Source organism: Pantoea sp. Pa-EAmG (assembly GCF_030024295.1).
GTDB classification, from domain to species: domain Bacteria; phylum Pseudomonadota; class Gammaproteobacteria; order Enterobacterales; family Enterobacteriaceae; genus Pantoea; species Pantoea dispersa.
Genome location: NZ_JASEWO010000101.1, coordinates 1 through 16671 on the forward strand (window position 1 = coordinate 1; position 16671 = coordinate 16671).

The 16671-nt window shown below is 59.6% G+C and carries 16 protein-coding genes; 6 read left to right on the plus strand and 10 right to left on the minus strand.

The annotated features are described in order from the left end of the window. Positions 1–890 (plus strand): LPS export ABC transporter permease LptF (gene lptF, locus QMM04_RS14045; RefSeq protein ID WP_282996378.1); only part of this gene is annotated, 890 nt, incomplete at its 5' end. Further along, positions 890–1966: an LPS export ABC transporter permease LptG gene (gene lptG, locus QMM04_RS14050; protein ID WP_021506721.1), complete on the plus strand. Its 1077-nt coding sequence runs from the start codon at positions 890–892 to the stop codon at positions 1964–1966. The genes lptF and lptG, both read left to right, overlap by 1 nt. A gap of 115 nt (positions 1967–2081) precedes the next feature. Here lptG and QMM04_RS14055 read toward each other — a convergent pair whose 3' ends face one another. The 3 genes from QMM04_RS14055 to QMM04_RS14065 form a co-directional block, all read right to left on the minus strand. After that, entirely contained in the window at positions 2082–3359 is a 1278-nt protein-coding gene (locus QMM04_RS14055) for a DUF445 domain-containing protein (RefSeq protein WP_058757214.1), read from the minus strand. A 23-nt stretch (positions 3360–3382) separates the two neighbouring features. After that, positions 3383–4885, minus strand: coding sequence for a DUF853 domain-containing protein (locus QMM04_RS14060; RefSeq protein WP_282996379.1), 1503 nt, complete (start codon positions 4883–4885; stop codon positions 3383–3385). Positions 4886–5055: 170 nt separating this feature from the next. Continuing rightward, positions 5056–6627, minus strand: coding sequence for an ABC transporter substrate-binding protein (locus tag QMM04_RS14065; protein ID WP_282996387.1), 1572 nt, complete (start codon positions 6625–6627; stop codon positions 5056–5058). Between the two features lie 528 nt (positions 6628–7155). Here QMM04_RS14065 and QMM04_RS14070 point away from each other — a divergent pair. From QMM04_RS14070 to QMM04_RS14080, 3 genes are read left to right on the plus strand one after another with little or no spacing between them, the layout of a single operon-like run. Then, the gene (locus QMM04_RS14070) at positions 7156–7887 is read left to right on the plus strand and encodes a gluconate 2-dehydrogenase subunit 3 family protein (RefSeq protein WP_031279537.1); all 732 of its coding nucleotides are present in this window, start codon (positions 7156–7158) and stop codon (positions 7885–7887) included. A gap of 32 nt (positions 7888–7919) precedes the next feature. Continuing rightward, positions 7920–9689 carry a GMC family oxidoreductase gene (locus QMM04_RS14075; protein WP_282996380.1) on the plus strand — a complete coding sequence of 590 codons (1770 nt, stop codon included), beginning with the start codon at positions 7920–7922 and terminating at the stop codon, positions 9687–9689. A gap of 4 nt (positions 9690–9693) precedes the next feature. Continuing rightward, positions 9694–10944 (plus strand): cytochrome c, encoded by a 1251-nt coding sequence (locus QMM04_RS14080; RefSeq protein ID WP_282996381.1) that lies wholly within the window; start codon positions 9694–9696, stop codon positions 10942–10944. 112 nt (positions 10945–11056) lie between these two features. Here the strand turns inward: QMM04_RS14080 and QMM04_RS14085 are convergent, their stop codons facing one another. The 5 genes from QMM04_RS14085 to QMM04_RS14105 form a co-directional block, all read right to left on the minus strand. Then, the gene (locus QMM04_RS14085) at positions 11057–11734 is read right to left on the minus strand and encodes a MarC family NAAT transporter (protein ID WP_021506728.1); all 678 of its coding nucleotides are present in this window, start codon (positions 11732–11734) and stop codon (positions 11057–11059) included. Between the two features lie 265 nt (positions 11735–11999). Next, entirely contained in the window at positions 12000–12635 is a 636-nt protein-coding gene (locus QMM04_RS14090; protein ID WP_021506729.1) for a hypothetical protein, read from the minus strand. 95 nt (positions 12636–12730) lie between these two features. After that, a complete protein-coding gene (locus QMM04_RS14095) occupies positions 12731–13210 on the minus strand; it encodes a carboxymuconolactone decarboxylase family protein (RefSeq protein ID WP_282996382.1) in 480 nt (159 codons plus the stop codon). A 12-nt stretch (positions 13211–13222) separates the two neighbouring features. Then, the gene (locus QMM04_RS14100) at positions 13223–13828 is read right to left on the minus strand and encodes an NAD(P)H-dependent oxidoreductase (RefSeq protein WP_282996383.1); all 606 of its coding nucleotides are present in this window, start codon (positions 13826–13828) and stop codon (positions 13223–13225) included. A gap of 11 nt (positions 13829–13839) precedes the next feature. Further along, positions 13840–14265 (minus strand): GNAT family N-acetyltransferase, encoded by a 426-nt coding sequence (locus QMM04_RS14105; RefSeq protein WP_282996384.1) that lies wholly within the window; start codon positions 14263–14265, stop codon positions 13840–13842. A gap of 120 nt (positions 14266–14385) precedes the next feature. Between QMM04_RS14105 and QMM04_RS14110 the strand changes: the two genes are divergently transcribed. After that, positions 14386–15765 (plus strand): PLP-dependent aminotransferase family protein, encoded by a 1380-nt coding sequence (locus QMM04_RS14110; protein ID WP_282996385.1) that lies wholly within the window; start codon positions 14386–14388, stop codon positions 15763–15765. A gap of 109 nt (positions 15766–15874) precedes the next feature. On the opposite strand, the gene QMM04_RS14115 is transcribed toward QMM04_RS14110, so the two are convergent. Both QMM04_RS14115 and QMM04_RS14120 read right to left on the minus strand, forming a co-directional pair. Beyond that, on the minus strand, positions 15875–16390 hold the full coding sequence (locus QMM04_RS14115) for a DUF2501 domain-containing protein (protein WP_021506733.1): 516 nt from the start codon (positions 16388–16390) through the stop codon (positions 15875–15877). A 33-nt stretch (positions 16391–16423) separates the two neighbouring features. Then, the coding region (locus QMM04_RS14120; RefSeq protein WP_282996386.1) for a hypothetical protein at positions 16424–16671 on the minus strand (248 nt) is incomplete at its 5' end.

The following is a 16671-nucleotide window of genomic DNA, read 5'->3' on the forward strand; positions in this document are numbered from 1 at the left end:
CGATTTTAATGACCCTTGGGCGGCTGTACACCGAAAGTGAAATTACGGTGATGCACGCCTGCGGGCTGGGTAAAGGTGTCCTGATTAAAGCGGCGATGATCCTGATGCTGTTCACCTCGCTGGTGGCGGCGGTCAACGTGATCTGGCTTGGCCCGTGGTCCTCGCGCTATCAGGATGAAGTGACACAAAATGCCAAAGCCAACCCGGGAGCGGCTGCGCTGGCGGCGGGGCAGTTCCAGACCTCCAGCGACGGCAATACCGTGCTGTTCGTCGAAGACGTGAAAGGCAACAAGTTCGGCAGCGTGTTCCTGGCGCAGCTGCGACCGAAGGGCAATGCACGGCCATCGGTGGTGCTGGCCGACAGCGGTCACATGGAGCAGCACAAAGATGGCTCGCAGACCGTGACGCTGGACAAAGGCACACGCTTTGAAGGCACGGCGCTGCTGCGTGACTTCCGTATTACCGACTTCGTCAATTATCAGGCGCTGGTGGGGTACAAAGAGGCGGTGCTCGATCCTAACGATGCCGATCAGGCCGATATCAGCACGCTGATAAAAACCAAAACGCCGCAGTTCCAGGCGGAGCTGCACTGGCGTCTGACGCTGGTGTTCGCTGTGCTGGTGATGGCGCTGATGGTGGTGCCGCTCAGCGTGGTTAACCCGCGTCAGGGCCGCGTGCTGTCGATGCTGCCGGCAATGTTACTCTACCTGATCTTCTTCCTGCTGCAGAGCTCGCTGCGCTCCAACGCGGCGAAAGGCCGGTTTGATCCGGCGATCTGGATGTGGGTGGTCAACCTGGCGTATCTGGCGCTGGCGGTGGCGCTTAACGTATGGGATACCGTGCCGATGCGCCGTTTCCGCGCGCGCTTTAGCCGTGGAGGATCCGTGTGATGTTTAAGGTCCTTGACCGCTATATCGGCAAAACCATCTTCAACACCATCATGATGACGCTGTTCATGCTGGTGTCGCTGTCGGGCATCATTAAGTTCGTCGATCAGCTGCGTAAAACCGGGCAGGGCGCGTATACCGCGCTGGATGCCGGTTACTACACGCTGCTCAGCGTGCCGAAAGATATCGAGATCTTCTTCCCGATGGCGGCACTGCTGGGCGCGCTGCTGGGGCTGGGCACGCTGGCGCAGCGCAGCGAGCTGGTGGTGATGCAGGCCTCCGGCTTTACCCGTCTGCAGGTGGCGCTGGCGGTAATGAAAACCGCGATTCCGCTGGTGCTGCTGACCATGGCGGTGGGCGAATTTGTCGCCCCGCAGGGCGAGCAGATGGCGCGTAACTACCGGGCGCAGCAGCTGTACGGCGGCTCGCTGGTTTCGACGCAAAACGGCCTGTGGGCGAAAGACGGCAACGATTTTATCTACATTGAGCGCATTAAAGGCGACAACGAGATCGACGGCGTCAGTATCTATCGCTTTACCGACCAGCGGCGTCTGCTGAGCGTGCGCTATGCCGCCACCGCAGTCTGGAATAAAGATCGCAAACTGTGGGAGCTGTCGCAGGTGGATGAGTCGGACCTGAAAGATCCGAAGCAGATTACCGGTTCACAGAGCCTGAGCGGCGAATGGAAAACCAATCTGACGCCAGACAAGCTGGGCGTGGTGGCGCTGGACCCGGACGCGCTGTCGATCAGCGGTCTGTATAACTACAGCAAATATCTCAAACAGAGCGGCCAGGAATCCGGGCGCTACCTGCTGAATATGTGGGGCAAAATCTTCCAGCCGCTGTCGGTGGCGGTGATGATGCTGATGGCGCTGTCGTTTATCTTTGGTCCGCTGAGAAGCGTATCGATGGGCGTGCGCGTGGTCACCGGCATCAGCTTTGGCTTCCTGTTCTACGTGCTGGATCAGATCTTCGGGCCGCTGAGTCTGGTGTACGGTTTACCGCCGGTGCTGGGCGCGATTCTGCCAAGCGGCGCGTTCTTCGCCATCAGTTTGTACCTGTTGCTGAAACGGCGGTAGTGAGGGTTGCAGGGGCGCGATTCAGGGCGCCCCTGTCATTCCCGCACCGTTACCGTAGGGTCGCCATTCATGGCGACCTTTTTTATTTATGCCAGCCAGGTCGATGCCCGCACCGTTAGCGCAACGTCTGCACCCAGCCCGGCAGCTGCGACAGCAAAAACAGCACCAGGCCAATGGTACCGCCCACCAGCGTGCCGTTGATGCGGATAAACTGCAAATCACGGCCAATGTTCAGCTCAATCTGTTGCGACATCTCGCGCGCATCCCAGCTCTTCACCGTATCGCTGATGTGACGAGTGAGAAACGCCGCAAACTCCGGCGCGACGCTGCGCGCAGCGTCTTCCAGATGCTGATTCATTGAGGTACGCAGTGCTTCATCGGCGGCGAGCGTTTCGCCCAGCCACAGCGCCGCCAGCCGCACCCGCTCCTGCACGCGCGAATCGTCACTGTTGAGGTCGCTCTTCAGCCAGCGGCGCAGGTCCTGCCACAGCTCGCCGATATAACGGTTAAACGACTCATCCTCTTTCAGCCAGTGTTTGATGGTCTCAGCGCGTTCAGCCATCTCCGGATCGCTTTTCAGTCGCTCTATCAGGCGCTGTACCGCGCGGTTAAAACCGAGGCGAAATTCGTGGCCCTGGTCGCGCGCCACTTCATCCAGAATCGAATCCACCGCGTTGGCGACCAGCTCGGCGCTATGTTCGCCGAGCCATTCGGTCGGCAGTACTTTGGCTTTGATCGGATGTTCGCGTTTCAGCCAGCGCACAATCTGCAGCGCGATAAACTCGCGCGTGCCGGGTTTGTGCAGCAGACGCAGCAGCTGTTGCACAGCAGCGTCCAGCAGCTCCTGATGGCGGTTGTTTTTGGTCAGGCTGTCCAGCAGCAGCGCGCTGGACTGGGTCAGATCAACCTTATCCAGTGCGCGATGCACTGCGCGGCGCAAAAAGCGCTGAATACGCTGATCGTCAGTGAGATCGAGGAAACCGCGCATCACCTGCAGCAGGTGGCGGCCAATGCGATCGGCATTGCCCGGCGTATTGAGCCACTGCGCCAGCAGCTGTGACGGATCGTGGCGGCGAATCAGTGCCAGCAGCGAATCGGTATCGAGAAACTTCTCCTGCACGAAGCGGCCAAGATTCTCGCCGATGCGATCTTTGTTGCGTGGAATAATTGCCGTATGGCGCGAGATGAACGGCACCGGCACGCGACGAAACAGCGCCACCACCGCAAACCAGTCGGCCAGCGCGCCGACCATCGCCGCTTCAGCAATCGCCTTCAGCCCCAGCACCCAGAACGTGGGCGGCAGAAACAGCGTCACGACAAAGGTCGCGGCGGCGATCAGCAGCAGCGACAGGGCCAGACGCTTGCTCCGTTTTAATTGTTGATATTTATCCATACCACGATCATAGCAGAGGGCGATTAACGGCGGCGTCCACCGAGCAGACTGCCCAGCACGCCGCGGATGATCTGATTGGTCACCTGGCGCGCCGCGCTTTTCGCCACGCTCTGTACCACGCCGTCGCGCTTGCCGCCGCGCGGCCCGGTGCTACCGAACAGAATCTCTTTCAGCCCACCCAGAATGCCGTCATCCACCGCCACGCTATTGCCTTTGCTGGGCGGCGCATCGGCCTGCTGCGGCGCGGCCTGCACGCCTTGCTGTAACATTTCGAACGCCGATTCGCGATCGACGGCACTGTCGTATTTACCGTACAGCGGCGAATGGTTGATCAGGCTGTTGCGCTCATCAGGGCTGGCCGGCCCCATGCGCGAGCCCGGCGCGATCACCATGGCGCGCTGCACCATCGACGGGCTGCCTTTCTCATCGAGGAAGGAGATCAGCGCCTCGCCGGTGCCCAGCGCCTGAATCGCCTCCACGGTATTAAACGCCGGGTTGGCGCGCATCGTTTCGGCGGCGCTTTTCACCGCTTTCTGGTCTTTCGGCGTGAAGGCACGCAGCGCATGCTGCACGCGGTTACCCAGCTGCCCCAGCACATTATCCGGAATGTCCGCCGGATTCTGCGTGACAAAGTACACGCCAACGCCTTTCGAGCGAATCAGGCGAATCACCTGTTCCACTTTCTCCAGCAGCACCGGTGGCGCGTCGTTAAACAGCAGATGCGCTTCGTCAAAGAAGAACACCATCTTTGGTTTTTCCAGATCGCCGGCTTCCGGCAGCTGTTCATACAGTTCCGCCAGCAGCCACAGCAGGCTGGTGGCGTAGAGTTTCGGCTGCTGATAAAGCTTTTCCGCTGCCAGGATATTGATGAAGCCTTTGCCATCAGCGTCGCAGCGCATCCAGTCACGGATATCCAGCATTGGCTCGCCAAAGAAGTGTTCAGCCCCTTGCTGCTCCAGCGCCAGCAGGCCGCGCTGAATGGCGCCCACCGAGGCGCTGCTGATATTGCCGTACTGCGTCTGAAATGCTTTGGCGTTATCACCGATATATTGTGTCATGGCGCGCAAATCTTTGAAGTCCAGCAGCAGCAGGCCCTGATCGTCGGCGATACGGAAGATAATTTGCAGCACGCCGGACTGCACCTCGTTGAGGCTGAGCAGCCGCGCCAGCAGCAGCGGGCCGAGATCGGACACCGTTGCGCGCACCGGATGGCCCTGCTGGCCGAAGATATCCCACAGCATCACCGGATTTTTCTGCGCCTGCCAGTCTGTGACACCAATCTTCGCCAGCCGCGCCAGCAGCTTTTCCGAGCCGTCGCCCGCGGCCGCAATGCCGGAAAGATCGCCTTTGACATCGGCCATAAACACCGGCACGCCGATGGCGGAGAAGGATTCTGCCAGCTTTTGCAGCGTCACGGTTTTACCGGTGCCGGTCGCACCGGTTATCAGTCCGTGACGGTTAGCCATGGCGGGCAGCAGATGCAGTTGAAGGTCAGGCGTCTGGGCGATCAGCAGTGGGGTAGTCATGATGTTTGCGCTCTCCGGCATTGCGTAATGACTCAAAGAATAGCAAGCGGTGCGCGGGAGAGAGAGGGATATTTGGGTGAAAAATAAGGGGAGTTCCGGTTGCTGCCCGCGCGATCGGCCCTTCTCCCGCGGGCGGGAGAAGGCTGGGATGAGGGGCAGCGCGCACCGACCTACCTCTTCTCTACCGCATCGAAAAACAGCAGGCTCACGCCGATGCCCTGCTGCACGTGGCTGACATTATTGCGCACCGCCACCTGCTGCGCGCCCTGCAGCATCACCACGAACGGCGAATCCTGCTGTACGCGCTGTTGCAGCGCGGTATACAGCGCGCGGCGCTGGCTGGCGTCGCTCTCACCGGCTGCGGTGCGCGTCTGCGCGCTCAGTTCGGGAATCTCCCAGCCAACGCGCCACGCCAGCGTTTTCGAGCCGCCCGGTACGTTATAGGCAAAGGCGCTGGCGTTGGTATTCGGATCCACATAGTCGGCGCCCCAGTAAATAAAGATCGACTGGAAATCACGTCCGCGCATTTTGCTCCACAGTTCCGATTCCGCCACCGGCTGCAGCTCAATCTGCACGTCGGCTTTGGCAAAGCTGGCCTGCAGCGCCTGCGCCACGTCGATGTACGGCGGCTGATTGATCACCGTCAGCGAGAATTTGCTGCCGGGCCTGATACCGCCCTGCGCCAGGATCGCTTTAGCTTTGGCTACATCGTAATGGAACGGCTGATTCTCCAGCGCGCCATCAAAGCCCTGCGGCAGGAAGCTCTGGTGAATACGGTACTGGCCTTTCAGCAGATCGCGTGAAATGGCATTGTAATCCACCAGCCAGCGCGCCGCCTGCCACAGCGCCGGGTTACCCAGCGCCGGCTGCGCTTTGTTTTGCGTATTAAATGCCAGGTAATAGACCAGGCTCGACGGGAAGGCTTCAATGCGCAGCTGCTGGTCGTTTTTCAGCGCATCGATCTGGTCCGGGCCCAACTGGTAAGCCACATCGACATCGCCCTGCTGAATCAGCAGGCGGCGTGCACCGGCATCGGCCACGCCTTTTAGCAGGATGCGTTTCAGCTGCGGCTGCGGGCTGGCGTGCGGATTTGCGCTCAGCACCAGCGCCTGCTGCGGCACATATTGCTGGATGCTGAATGCGCCGCTGCCCGCGGAGTGAGTGTGCAGCCAGCCGTTGCCGCTGTCGTTGGCGGTGATGTGCTGCTGCACGGTTTTGCTGTCCACCACCGAGGCCACCGGCGCGGTCAGCAGGCGCAGCGCCAGATCCTGACCAATTTGCGCCGGCCACTGAATCTCCAGCTGATGATCGTTCACAACCCGCAACTGGCTGGCGATGTTGTCCGCCGTCCAGCCAAACTCAGCGAGAATAAACGACGGGGCTTTATTGAGCTGCACCGCGCGCGTTAGCGAAAACACCACGTCCTGCGCGGTCACCGGGTTACCGCTGACGAAATGCGCATCCGGTTTCAGATTGAACACCAGGCTGTGCGGCGTGCTGCCGGGCTGCCATGAGGTGGCGAGCAGCGGCGCGAGTTTTTGTGGCGCATCGCGATCGGCCTCTACCAGCGTCTGATAAATGTTGCGCTGCACGCTGTTACTGACGGTCTCAAAACTTTCTGCCGGGTCGAAGCTGATAATGCCGTCGAGCGGCACGGCCACCACCAGCGTGTCTTTTGGCGTGGCGGCCTGCAGGGCAAAGGCGCTGCTGAATAAGGTGAAGAACAATAAGAGTGCTCGCATCATGATTATCCTGAGTAATTGATGCGACGACTTTATCGCTGTCGCGCTGCTGGCTAAATGCCGGTTTGTTCTGAGCTGTGCCGGAAATAACAATTAATACCGGCAATTAACTAATCGGTTATTTTGTGCGCGCGCTGTCATATTCAGGAAATAAACCGCTCAGACGTTGCGCATTGAGCCAATAAGCGGTTATTGATAAGAATAAGCTCTGGTATGGAAGTATGATTTTTTCTGATTAATTAAGCTGAGCGACTATTTCTCACGCCGATTTGTTTCAGTCATTTGCCCAGTCTCTGGCGCTAATCTCCTGGCATTTGTACGGTTAAAAGCGCAATTCCCGCTGCGAAAGCGCGTCCACAGCGCCTGGCGACTTTTCGTCAGGTTGATGGTTTCTCATCAAAACACATTTATAATTTAATGCTTACATCCTGAAATATCTGTATCCATAAGATTGCCAGCTTGTTTGCCGATTTATAAATCTATTAACAAAAATAATTCCCTTTCTTAGCAAGTGAGAGTCGTCGCGCCATGCTTTTAGAAAAACCGACCACCAGACGTAAGTTTTTACTTGGGTCGTTGCTGGCTTTGCCATTAAGCGACCTGGTTTTAAAAGGACTGACTGCAGCCCAGGCTGCGGAAATGGCAGCACCGGACCTTGCCGACTATAAACCGATCTTTTTTAGCGCTGAGGAGTGGCAATTTATTCTGGCCGCGACCGATCGCCTGATCCCCGCCGGTGGCAACGGCAAAGCGCCGGGTGCGCTGGAAACCAACGTGCCGATCTTCATTGACCAGCAGCTGCACAGCCCGGAGTTCGGCGCAGAGATCTACCTGCAGGGGCCGTTTGATGTGCACGCGCCCGCCACCATGGGCTATCAGATCCCGTTCACGCCGCAGCAGATGTATCGCACCGGCATCAAACTGGTGGAGCAGTGGACGCAGAGCACCTACCACAAAGCGTTCTCGCAGCTGACGCTGGCAGAGAAAGACGCGGTGCTGACCAAAGTGAATAAAAACGACGGTATCGACTTCGCCGCGCTGGGCGAACCGAACCTGAAAGCCTCGCAGTTCTTCAGCCAGCTGCTTTCCGATACCAAACACGGCTACCTCGCTGACCCGATGTACGGCGGCAACAAAGGCATGAAAGCCTGGATCGCCATCGGCTTCCCGGGCGCACGCGCCAGCTTCACCGAGTGGGTGAAGCAACACAACGTACCGTATCCGCTCGGACCGGTCAGCCTGATGGGCGAACGCGCCTGAATCCCCGTATTTGGTATGTGAGACAGAAAAACATGGCACAGATTACAAAGAAAGAAGTCGACGTCGTGGTGTGCGGCCTCGGCTGGGCCGGCTCGCTGATGAGTATTGAACTGGCAATGGCCGGACTGGACGTGCGCGCCCTTGAGCGCGGCGGCGAGCGCGACTACCCGGATTTCGCTTACCCGAAACCGGCCGATGAGTACGCCTATAACGTGCGCAACAAAGTGTTCGCCACGCCAAAAGAAGTGGCGGTCACCGTGCGTTACAACATGGACCAGACGGCGCTGCCAACCCGCAAATGGGGCGCGTTTGCTCCGGGTACTGGCGTCGGCGGCGCGGGCATGCACTGGACGGCGGTACTGATTCGCCCCACGCCCACCGATATCAAACTGAAAACCTACGTCGATCAGGCCTATAAGCCCGGCATCCTGCAGGATGACATGCGTGTGATGGATTTCCCGTTCACCTGGGATGAGATCGAGCCGTATTTCTACAAGTTTGAGTTGATTTGCGGCCAGTCGGGCACCACCGGCAACCTGCGCGGGCAAATTCTGGAAGGCGGCGATCCGTTTGAAGGCCCGCGTTCCGAGCCGTATCCGTTGCCGGCGCTGGACGATACGCTGAATAACGTGATGTTCAAAGAGGCGGCGAAGAAGCTGGGCTATCATCCGTTCCCGAACCCCTCAGCCTGCGTCTCACGCGCGTGGAAAAACCCGTACGGCAACCAGATCGCTCCCTGCAACTACTGCGGCTACTGCTCGAAATATCCGTGCCTGAACTACTCAAAAGCCTCACCGCAGACGGCAGTGATGGACGCGCTGAAGCGCATGCCGAACTTCTCGTATGAAGTGCACGCGGAAGTGTACAAAGTGGTGCTGCACGACGACGGCAAAACCGCGAAGGGCGTGCTCTATTTTGACGCTGACGGCAACGAAGTGTTCCAGCCGGCGAAGATTGTGGTGCTCTCCAGCTTCCAGCTGTACAACGTGCGCCTGATGCTGCTGTCCGGCATCGGCAAGCCCTACAACCCGATCACCGAAGAGGGCGTCGTCGGGCGTAACTATGCGTTTCTGTCCAACGGCGGCGCCACGCTGTTCTTCAAAGACAAAAACTTCAACGCCTTCGCCACCGCTGGCGCGACCGGTCAGATGTTCAACGACATCTCGCCTGGCAACTTCGACGGTCCGGGACTCGGCTTCCTCGGCGGTGCCAAAATCCACAGTTCGCAGGCAACCGGTACGCCGATTGGCACCGCGCTGCCGAAAGGCACTCCAAGCTGGGGCATGGGGTACAAAGAGGGGCTGGAGCAGTGGTACAACCATTCGATGAAGATCAGTATTACCACCACCTGCCAGTCGTACCGCGATATCTATCTGGATCTGGATCCGCACTACACCGACCATCGCGGTCAGCCGCTGCTGCGCATGACCTTTAACTGGAAACAGAACGAGATCAAGCTGCAGCAGCACCTGAAAGGCATCGTTGGCGACATCGCCAAAGAGCTGAATCCGGACAGCATGAGCATGAGCTTCCTGCCGATGGGCGCTGACTTTGACCTGACCAAATACGTCTCTACCCACAACGTGGGCGGCGCGGTGATGGGCGACAACCCGAAAACCTCGGCGCTGAACAAGTACCTGCAAAGCTGGGATGTGCACAACGTGTTTGTGCCGGGCGGTAACGCTTTCCCGCAGAACTTCCAGGCGAACCCGACCGATACCATCGGCGCGATTACCCTGATGGCGGCGCAGGCTATCAAAGAGCACTATTTGCAGAATCCCGGCCCACTGGTACAGGCATAAGCACATGAAATTAAAATCATTGTTAATCGCTCACGCGGTGCTGCTGGGCAGCTGTGCGGTGCAGGCGCAGGCAGCAGATGACGCATCACTGATTAAAAAGGGCGAGTATCTGGCGCGCCTTGGCGACTGTATGGCGTGCCATACCGTGGCGGGCAAAGCGGATTACGCCGGCGGGCTGGCGATTGAGTCGAACCTCGGCACCATTTACTCCACCAACATCACGCCGGATAAACAGCACGGCATCGGCAACTACAGCGAGCAGCAGTTCTCGGACGCGGTGCGCAAAGGCGTGCTGCCGGACGGCTCGCGCCTTTACCCGGCGATGCCGTACCCGGATTACGCCAGAATCAGCGATGAAGACCTGCACGCGCTGTACGTCTACTTCATGCAGGGCGTGAAGCCAGATAGCGCGCAGCCGCCGGAAACCAAGCTGAGCTTCCCGTTCAGCCAGCGCTGGGGCATGCGTTTCTGGAACTGGGCGTTTACCTCAGATAAGCCGTTCCAGCCGATTGGCGGCGCGTCGGCGGAGATTAATCGCGGTGCTTACATCGTGGAAAGCCTCGGCCACTGCGGTAGCTGCCACACGCCGCGCGGCCTCGGCATGAACGAGAAGGCGCTGGACAGCAGCGACGATCGCTTCCTCGCCGGCGGCAGCCTGAATAACTGGGAGGTGCCGTCGCTGCGCGGTGTGCCACGCTGGAGCGAGCAGGAGATTGTCGATTATCTGCAAACCGGACGTAACGATAAAGCCGCGGTGGGCGGCGAGATGACGTCAGTGGTGGAGCACTCCAGCTCGCACATGACGGATGCCGATCTGCAAGCAATTGCCGCTTACCTGAAGTTCCTCGGTGGCAATCCGCCGCTGCAGGCGTACGACGTGCAGGCGCAGCAGAAGACCGAAGCGAAGCTGACGGCGGCGAAGAATCTGTCCGAAGGCGAGCGTCTGTATCTCGACAACTGCGGTGCCTGTCACTTTGTCACCGGCAAAGGCGCACCGGGGATCTTCCCGGAGCTGGATCAGGCCACTATCGTCAATGCGCAGGATCCCAGCGGGTTGATTCACACCATTCTGGCCGGTGCGCAGCAGCCCTCAACGGAGAAAGCGCCGTCGACGCTGGCGATGCCACCGTTTGCGTATCGTCTGACCGATGATGAAGTGGCGCAGCTGGCCACCTTTATTCGTCAGGGCTGGAGCAACCACGCGCCGGCAGTAACGAAAGAACAGGTGGCGGATGTGCGGAAAACGCTGCATTAAAACGTAGCAGCGCGACCTGGCGCGCTGTCCTGATGGCAATGCCCGGCGTCGCGTGAGGTCGGGCATTGCGCGATGAATCGCGCCGCTAGCGTAGGGTGCGATTTTTTATTGTTTAATGAAAGGTGTGCGCCACTTCCAGCACGCCATTGATGACAAACTGCACGCCCATACACACCAGTAAAAACCCCATCAGGCGCGAAATCGCTTCGATGCCGCCTTTGCCGACCAGCTTCATGATGGCGCCGGAGCTGCGCAGCGAAATCCATAAAATCACCGCCACCGCCAGGAACGTCAGCACCGGCGCGATGGCCACCACCCACGCGGGGAAATCGACGCCGGCTTTCACCGTCGAGGCCGAACTGATGATCATCGCTATGGTGCCCGGTCCTGCGGTGCTCGGCATTGCCAGCGGCACAAAGGCGATATTCACCGTTTCACGCGGGTCGTCGCTGGCGTCGAGTTCATCCAGCTTGTGTTTGGCCTCCACCGAATGCCCGACCGGTTTGGCGGGGAACAGCATGCGAAAGCCGATAAAGGCGACAATCAGCCCGCCGGCCATGCGCAGGCCGGGAATCGAGATGCCAAAGGTGTGCAGCACCGCGTTACCGGCGTACCAGGCGACCATCATAATCAGGAACACGTAGATCGACGCCTGCAGCGCCTGGCGATTGCGTTCCTGAAAGTTCATGTCACCCGCGAGGCCGAGAAACAGCGCCACGGTGGTTAACGGGTTAGCAAGCGGCAAAATCACCACCAGGCCGAGCCCAATGGCTTTGAACAGTTCCAGCATGATTTATTCCCTGGTTAATATCAGGCGCGCAGCTGCCAGCGCAACGGTCGCCATGAATGGCGACCCTACAGTATCCTGTGCACCGATTTTTTCGTAGGGTGCGCATTTATGCGCACCGCCATGGCCGCGTAACGCAATGAAAATCCTGTTGGTTACGCATTCATGCGCGCAGCTGCCAGCGCAACGGTCGCCATGAATGGCGACCCTACAGTACCCTGTGCACCGATTTTTCGTAGGGTGCGCATTTATGCGCACCTGGACAGCATCAATGCTTCGGCGTTTCCATCGCTTCCAGCAACTCGGGGAAAAAATCTTCCAGCAAATCCGGCGTCATCAGCTCGGGATAATGAATCAGATGCTCGCGAATGCGTTCATTCACGTCTGGCAGCAGGCGCTGGGCGGCGTCGCTGGCGCTGATTTTCTTCTGCTTCATCAGGCGCAGCACGTTATCCGGCAGGTTATCCTCATCTTCCTCACTCTCCACGCCTTCCAGATCGTCCAGCTCATCCAGCAACTCCATCAGCGCTTCAATCTGCGGCGTGCGTGATTGATACTCTGCCGGCTTCTCGTTCTCCAGATAGCGCAGCAGCGCGCGCACCGGCGAGCCGTCCGGCGTGGCGGGTGGCTCACTGGCGAACCAGCTGAGCAGCGCATGCTGGCTCACCTGATGCACGTGATAACCGTTGTCCACCAGCTCATCGGCGAGGATATCGGCGGTGTCATGCTCAATCAGGCAAATGTGGGTGCGACCCGGCGTGAACTGCTCCAGCCACTGATAAATCTCCTCAATCACGCTGTCGGCGTAATGAAACGTCTGGCTGAGGTAGCTGTCATCCGGCTGGTGAACGCAGATGCGAATCAGGTCGGGATCGAAGTAAATCGCAATGTTGATGCCTTTCATGCGCGGTGTCCTGTGTGGTGCAAAACTTCACTATAGCGTCAGGGCGCGCAGAAAAACATGCTATCGCCAGCAGCCGTAGCCACTGGCGATAAAAATTACCGCAAATCAGCACGATCCAGCCCGTAAGGGCTGTCGAGCGCGCCGGGTGCCATCTGCGACAGGATCATCAGCCGGTTCCAGGTATTGATCACCGCGATCTTAAAGGTCAGCTCGCTGATCTCCACCTCGGAGAAGTGCGCGCGCAGCTCGCCGTACAGCGCCTCGTCAACGCCGTGCTCGCCAATGCGCGTCAATGCTTCGGTCAGGGCAAAGGCGGTTTTCTCCCGCGCGCTGAACAGCGGCGATTCACGCCAGATCGCCACATGGTGCAGCCGCAGCTCGTGCTCGCCGTCGATCGCCGCCTGCTTGATGTGCATATCGAGGCAAAACGCGCAGTGGTTGAGCTGTGAGGCGCGGATATCTACCAGATGCCTGAGCGACTTCTCCAGCGACGCGCTGGCGACGCTATTCGACAAATCCGACATCGCTTTGGCCAGCGCCGGGGTGGTTTTGAAATGGTTAACGCGTTGAGTCATGATTTTCCTCCGTCAGAACAGACGTTCGATGGTTTCGAGTGCTTCGGGTAACGCGCGGGCACGGCTGAGCGGGTCGTGCGTGCCGTCGACGCGGATAAACTGCACATCGCTGATGCCGATGTACGCCAGCGCCGCGCGCACGTACGGCGTGAACTGGTCATCCTGCATAAAGGGCCCGTGGGCAAACACGCTGCCGCTGGCCATCACGCAGTAAACTTTCTTGCCGCTCACCAGCCCGACTTTGGTGCCTTCGGGCGTAAAGGCGAAGGTGCGGCCGGCGCGGGTAATATGGTCGAACCAGGCTTTCAGTACCGACGGCAGCCCGAGGTTCCACATCGGCGATGAGATAACCAGGGTGTCGCAGGCAAACAGCTGATCCACCAGCCGTTCCGAGGTGCGAATGGCGTTACGCTGCGCTTCATCACGCACCTCCGGTGGGGTAAAAAAAGCCCTGATGGTGAAAGCATCCAGATGCGGCAGCGGCTGTTGCGCCAGATCCAGCACCGTCTCGTGCAGATCGTGATGGCGGCTGCGCAGCTTTTCGATCAGACGCGCCGAGGCGATGCGCGACGCCGATCCCGCCAGATCCGGGCTGACTTTAATGTGCAGCACATTCATGCAGTGGTTCCTCATACAATAGAGCGATAAAAATGCAGGCCGAGCGCCTGATAGCCGCAGCGCTGATAAAACGCCTGCGCCCGGGTATTACTGATTGCGGTATCCAGCACCATACGGTGGCAGCCGTACTCCCGCGCCAGCACCGCTAAGCCGTCGAGTAGCGCGGCGCCGAAGCCCTGACCGCGCAGCGCGGGATCGCTCACCAGGTCATCGACGTAGCAGAAGCTGTCGTGGATAAAATTCTCCAGCAGGCGATAACCGGCCAGCACCGCTGGCTGTCCCTGATGTTCGATACCAGCGAGGCGATAACCCTGCGCCTGCTGACGCTGCGCCTGGGCGATAAACTGCGCCTCATCCGCCAGCCGCCCGCGCAGCGCACGCATCAGCGGGTAGCAGCGCGCGAGTTGTTCTGCGGTGGCGTAATGCACAATCTTCATGGCTGTCATCCGTATTGCGGGGGGAATGCCTGCATCTTAAACTGCTATGTCTGAGCGAACAGGGCCATTACGCGTGAAAACAGGTAGGACATTGCACAGTGGCTGAGAAAGGAGTGACGCGTGGGTTACAAAGAGATTTACCAGCGCTTCCGGCAGCAGATTCTTGCCGGACAGCTCCGGCCGGGCGACCGCGTACCGGCGATCCGCGTGCTGGCGGGCGAGCTGCAGGTGGCGCGTAAAACGGTGGAGGCCGCCTATGAAATCCTCATCGGCGAAGGCTATTTTGTCAGCCAGGGCGCGAAGGGCACGCGCGTTAATCCACAGCTGAAGCTGGCGAGCGCAACCACGCCACCGCGCGCACCGGCGACGACGCCCGCGCTGCTGCCGGTGACCGAGGGCAAAGGCGAGCTGCGGCTCGGCATCCCGGCGCTGGACGAGTTTCCGCATAAAAAGTGGCGGCTGCTGTCGGCGAAAGCGGCGCGCAGTCTGCGGCCGGACGAGATGATGATACCGCCGGTGATGGGATATGCGCCGCTGCGGGCGGCCATCGCCAGCTACCTGAACATTTCGCGCGGCCTCAACTGCCAGCCGGAGCAGATCTTCATCACCAGTGGCTACCGCGCTAACCTGCGACTGATTCTGGCGGTGCTGGCGCAGCCGGGCGACAAAGTGCTGTTCGAAGATCCCGGCTACTTCTTCGGCCAGCAGCTGCTGAAGCGCATCGCACCCAACCTGCACTATGTGCCGGTGGATGGGCAGGGCGTCGACGTGGAGTATCTGCTGCGCTATCACGCCGACGCGCGCTTTGCGGTGGTAACGCCAACGCACCAGAGCCCGCTGGCGGTCAGCCTGTCGCTGCCGCGCAAGCATCAGCTGCTGGCGTGGGCGCAGCAGCATGACAGCTGGATTATTGAGGATGATTACGACGGCGAATTTCACTATACGCGTAAGGTGATTCCGGCGCTGAAAAGCCTGGATGTGCACGACCGGGTGATCTACACCGGCACCTTCAGTAAAACCATGATGCCGGCGATGCGCATCGGCTATCTGGTGATGCCGCAGCACACGCTGGCGCAGTTCGGCGAGCTGGGCGAGATTCTGGAAACCGGCCTGCCGCTGCTGCCGCAGAAAATCCTAGCGCAGTTCCTCAGCGAAGGGCATTTTTATCGCCACATCAAGAAGATGCGCATCCTGTATCAGCAGCGCCGCCGCATGATGCTGGAGGCCATCGAAGCCAGCTTTCCGGGGCTGTTTACCTTTGAGCTGACCGACGGCGGTATGCACATCGTGGCATTTCTGCGGCGCGGCACGCAGGACGTGGCGCTGGCGACGCTGTGGGCGCAGCAGGCGTTGTACGTGCGGCCGCTGTCGGGCTGGTACGCGCAGACGCAAAAGCGCTATGGCCTGGTGATTGGCTACACCAATATTCAGTCGTTTGAACAGGCGAGGACGCTGCTGGCGCGCGTGGCGGATGCGACGCTGACGTTGTTGAGGGTTTAGCGGCTACGTGGCGAGAGAAGAGGGCGCGGGGGACAGCCCGCGCCGGCTGGCATAAGGTGAGCGGCGATTCAGACGGCAGGAAGGCGGCCTCTGAACCCGCGCGAAGGAATCACATGCCGATGTATTTTTTGCCCTGCTTCAGCACCACATCGCAGGCTTTAGTTTTCAGCTTCTCACCCATCGGCGAGTTGCTCAGGCTCTGCAGATTCAGTTGCTGACCGTTGCCGGTGTTCAGCAGGCCCTGCAGCCCCTGCTGGTAATCGGTTTTCTGCTGCTGCGCGGTGGTGCTGCTCAGGCCCAGCTTGCTCAGCACCTGATCTTTCACCGACTTCACGTTGTTATCCACCACGTTGTGCTGCACGCAATATTCCATCACGCCAGCGGCGTTGGTCATGCTGTTGGCGCTCACCGCTTTATCGCCGCCGTTCAGCAGGCCGCTGAGCGAAGAGAGCGACAGGCCGCCGTTCTGCGTGTTGCTGGTGGCGGTGTTGCCGCTGTTCTGCTGCGACAGCTGCGATGCGGCGCTGCTCAGCTGATCCTGCCAGCTCGCCGCCGATGCGCTACCGGCCACCAGTGCCGCTGCGATACCCCATCCCCAAACTAACCGTTGTGTTGCTTTTTTCATCTCAACCTCGTTGTGCTTATACGTCTGACTGCGTCAGTTGTGGTTAAGAGGCATGCGGCGGCAGAAAGTTCCGGAGAAGTGGCCGCCGCGCGCGAGTTTGGGAGTGTTCCGGAGGCGACTGCCGGGGTTTTGCGCAGCGTTTTTGGCAGCGCTGCTTTTTTCGACGCTTAGCGCACATCCCCATCGATTCCGGTTGCGCCGCAAGCGCGTAACGGTATAATCGCCCACGTTTTCCGCATCCTCTTCAGTGCCGAAGTGGCGAAATCGGTAGACGCAGTTGA

Excerpts from the sequence above, each read along its gene's own strand:
- lptG (WP_021506721.1), top strand. The coding sequence starts at position 890 with ATGTTTAAGGTCCTTGACCGCTATATCGGCAAAACCATCTTCAACACC.
- QMM04_RS14055 (WP_058757214.1), bottom strand. The coding sequence starts at position 3,359 with ATGGATAAATATCAACAATTAAAACGGAGCAAGCGTCTGGCCCTGTCG.
- QMM04_RS14060 (WP_282996379.1), bottom strand. The coding sequence starts at position 4,885 with ATGACTACCCCACTGCTGATCGCCCAGACGCCTGACCTTCAACTGCAT.
- QMM04_RS14065 (WP_282996387.1), bottom strand. The coding sequence starts at position 6,627 with ATGCGAGCACTCTTATTGTTCTTCACCTTATTCAGCAGCGCCTTTGCC.
- QMM04_RS14070 (WP_031279537.1), top strand. The coding sequence starts at position 7,156 with ATGCTTTTAGAAAAACCGACCACCAGACGTAAGTTTTTACTTGGGTCG.
- QMM04_RS14075 (WP_282996380.1), top strand. The coding sequence starts at position 7,920 with ATGGCACAGATTACAAAGAAAGAAGTCGACGTCGTGGTGTGCGGCCTC.
- QMM04_RS14080 (WP_282996381.1), top strand. The coding sequence starts at position 9,694 with ATGAAATTAAAATCATTGTTAATCGCTCACGCGGTGCTGCTGGGCAGC.
- QMM04_RS14085 (WP_021506728.1), bottom strand. The coding sequence starts at position 11,734 with ATGCTGGAACTGTTCAAAGCCATTGGGCTCGGCCTGGTGGTGATTTTG.
- QMM04_RS14090 (WP_021506729.1), bottom strand. The coding sequence starts at position 12,635 with ATGAAAGGCATCAACATTGCGATTTACTTCGATCCCGACCTGATTCGC.
- QMM04_RS14095 (WP_282996382.1), bottom strand. The coding sequence starts at position 13,210 with ATGACTCAACGCGTTAACCATTTCAAAACCACCCCGGCGCTGGCCAAA.
- QMM04_RS14100 (WP_282996383.1), bottom strand. The coding sequence starts at position 13,828 with ATGAATGTGCTGCACATTAAAGTCAGCCCGGATCTGGCGGGATCGGCG.
- QMM04_RS14105 (WP_282996384.1), bottom strand. The coding sequence starts at position 14,265 with ATGAAGATTGTGCATTACGCCACCGCAGAACAACTCGCGCGCTGCTAC.
- QMM04_RS14115 (WP_021506733.1), bottom strand. The coding sequence starts at position 16,390 with ATGAAAAAAGCAACACAACGGTTAGTTTGGGGATGGGGTATCGCAGCG.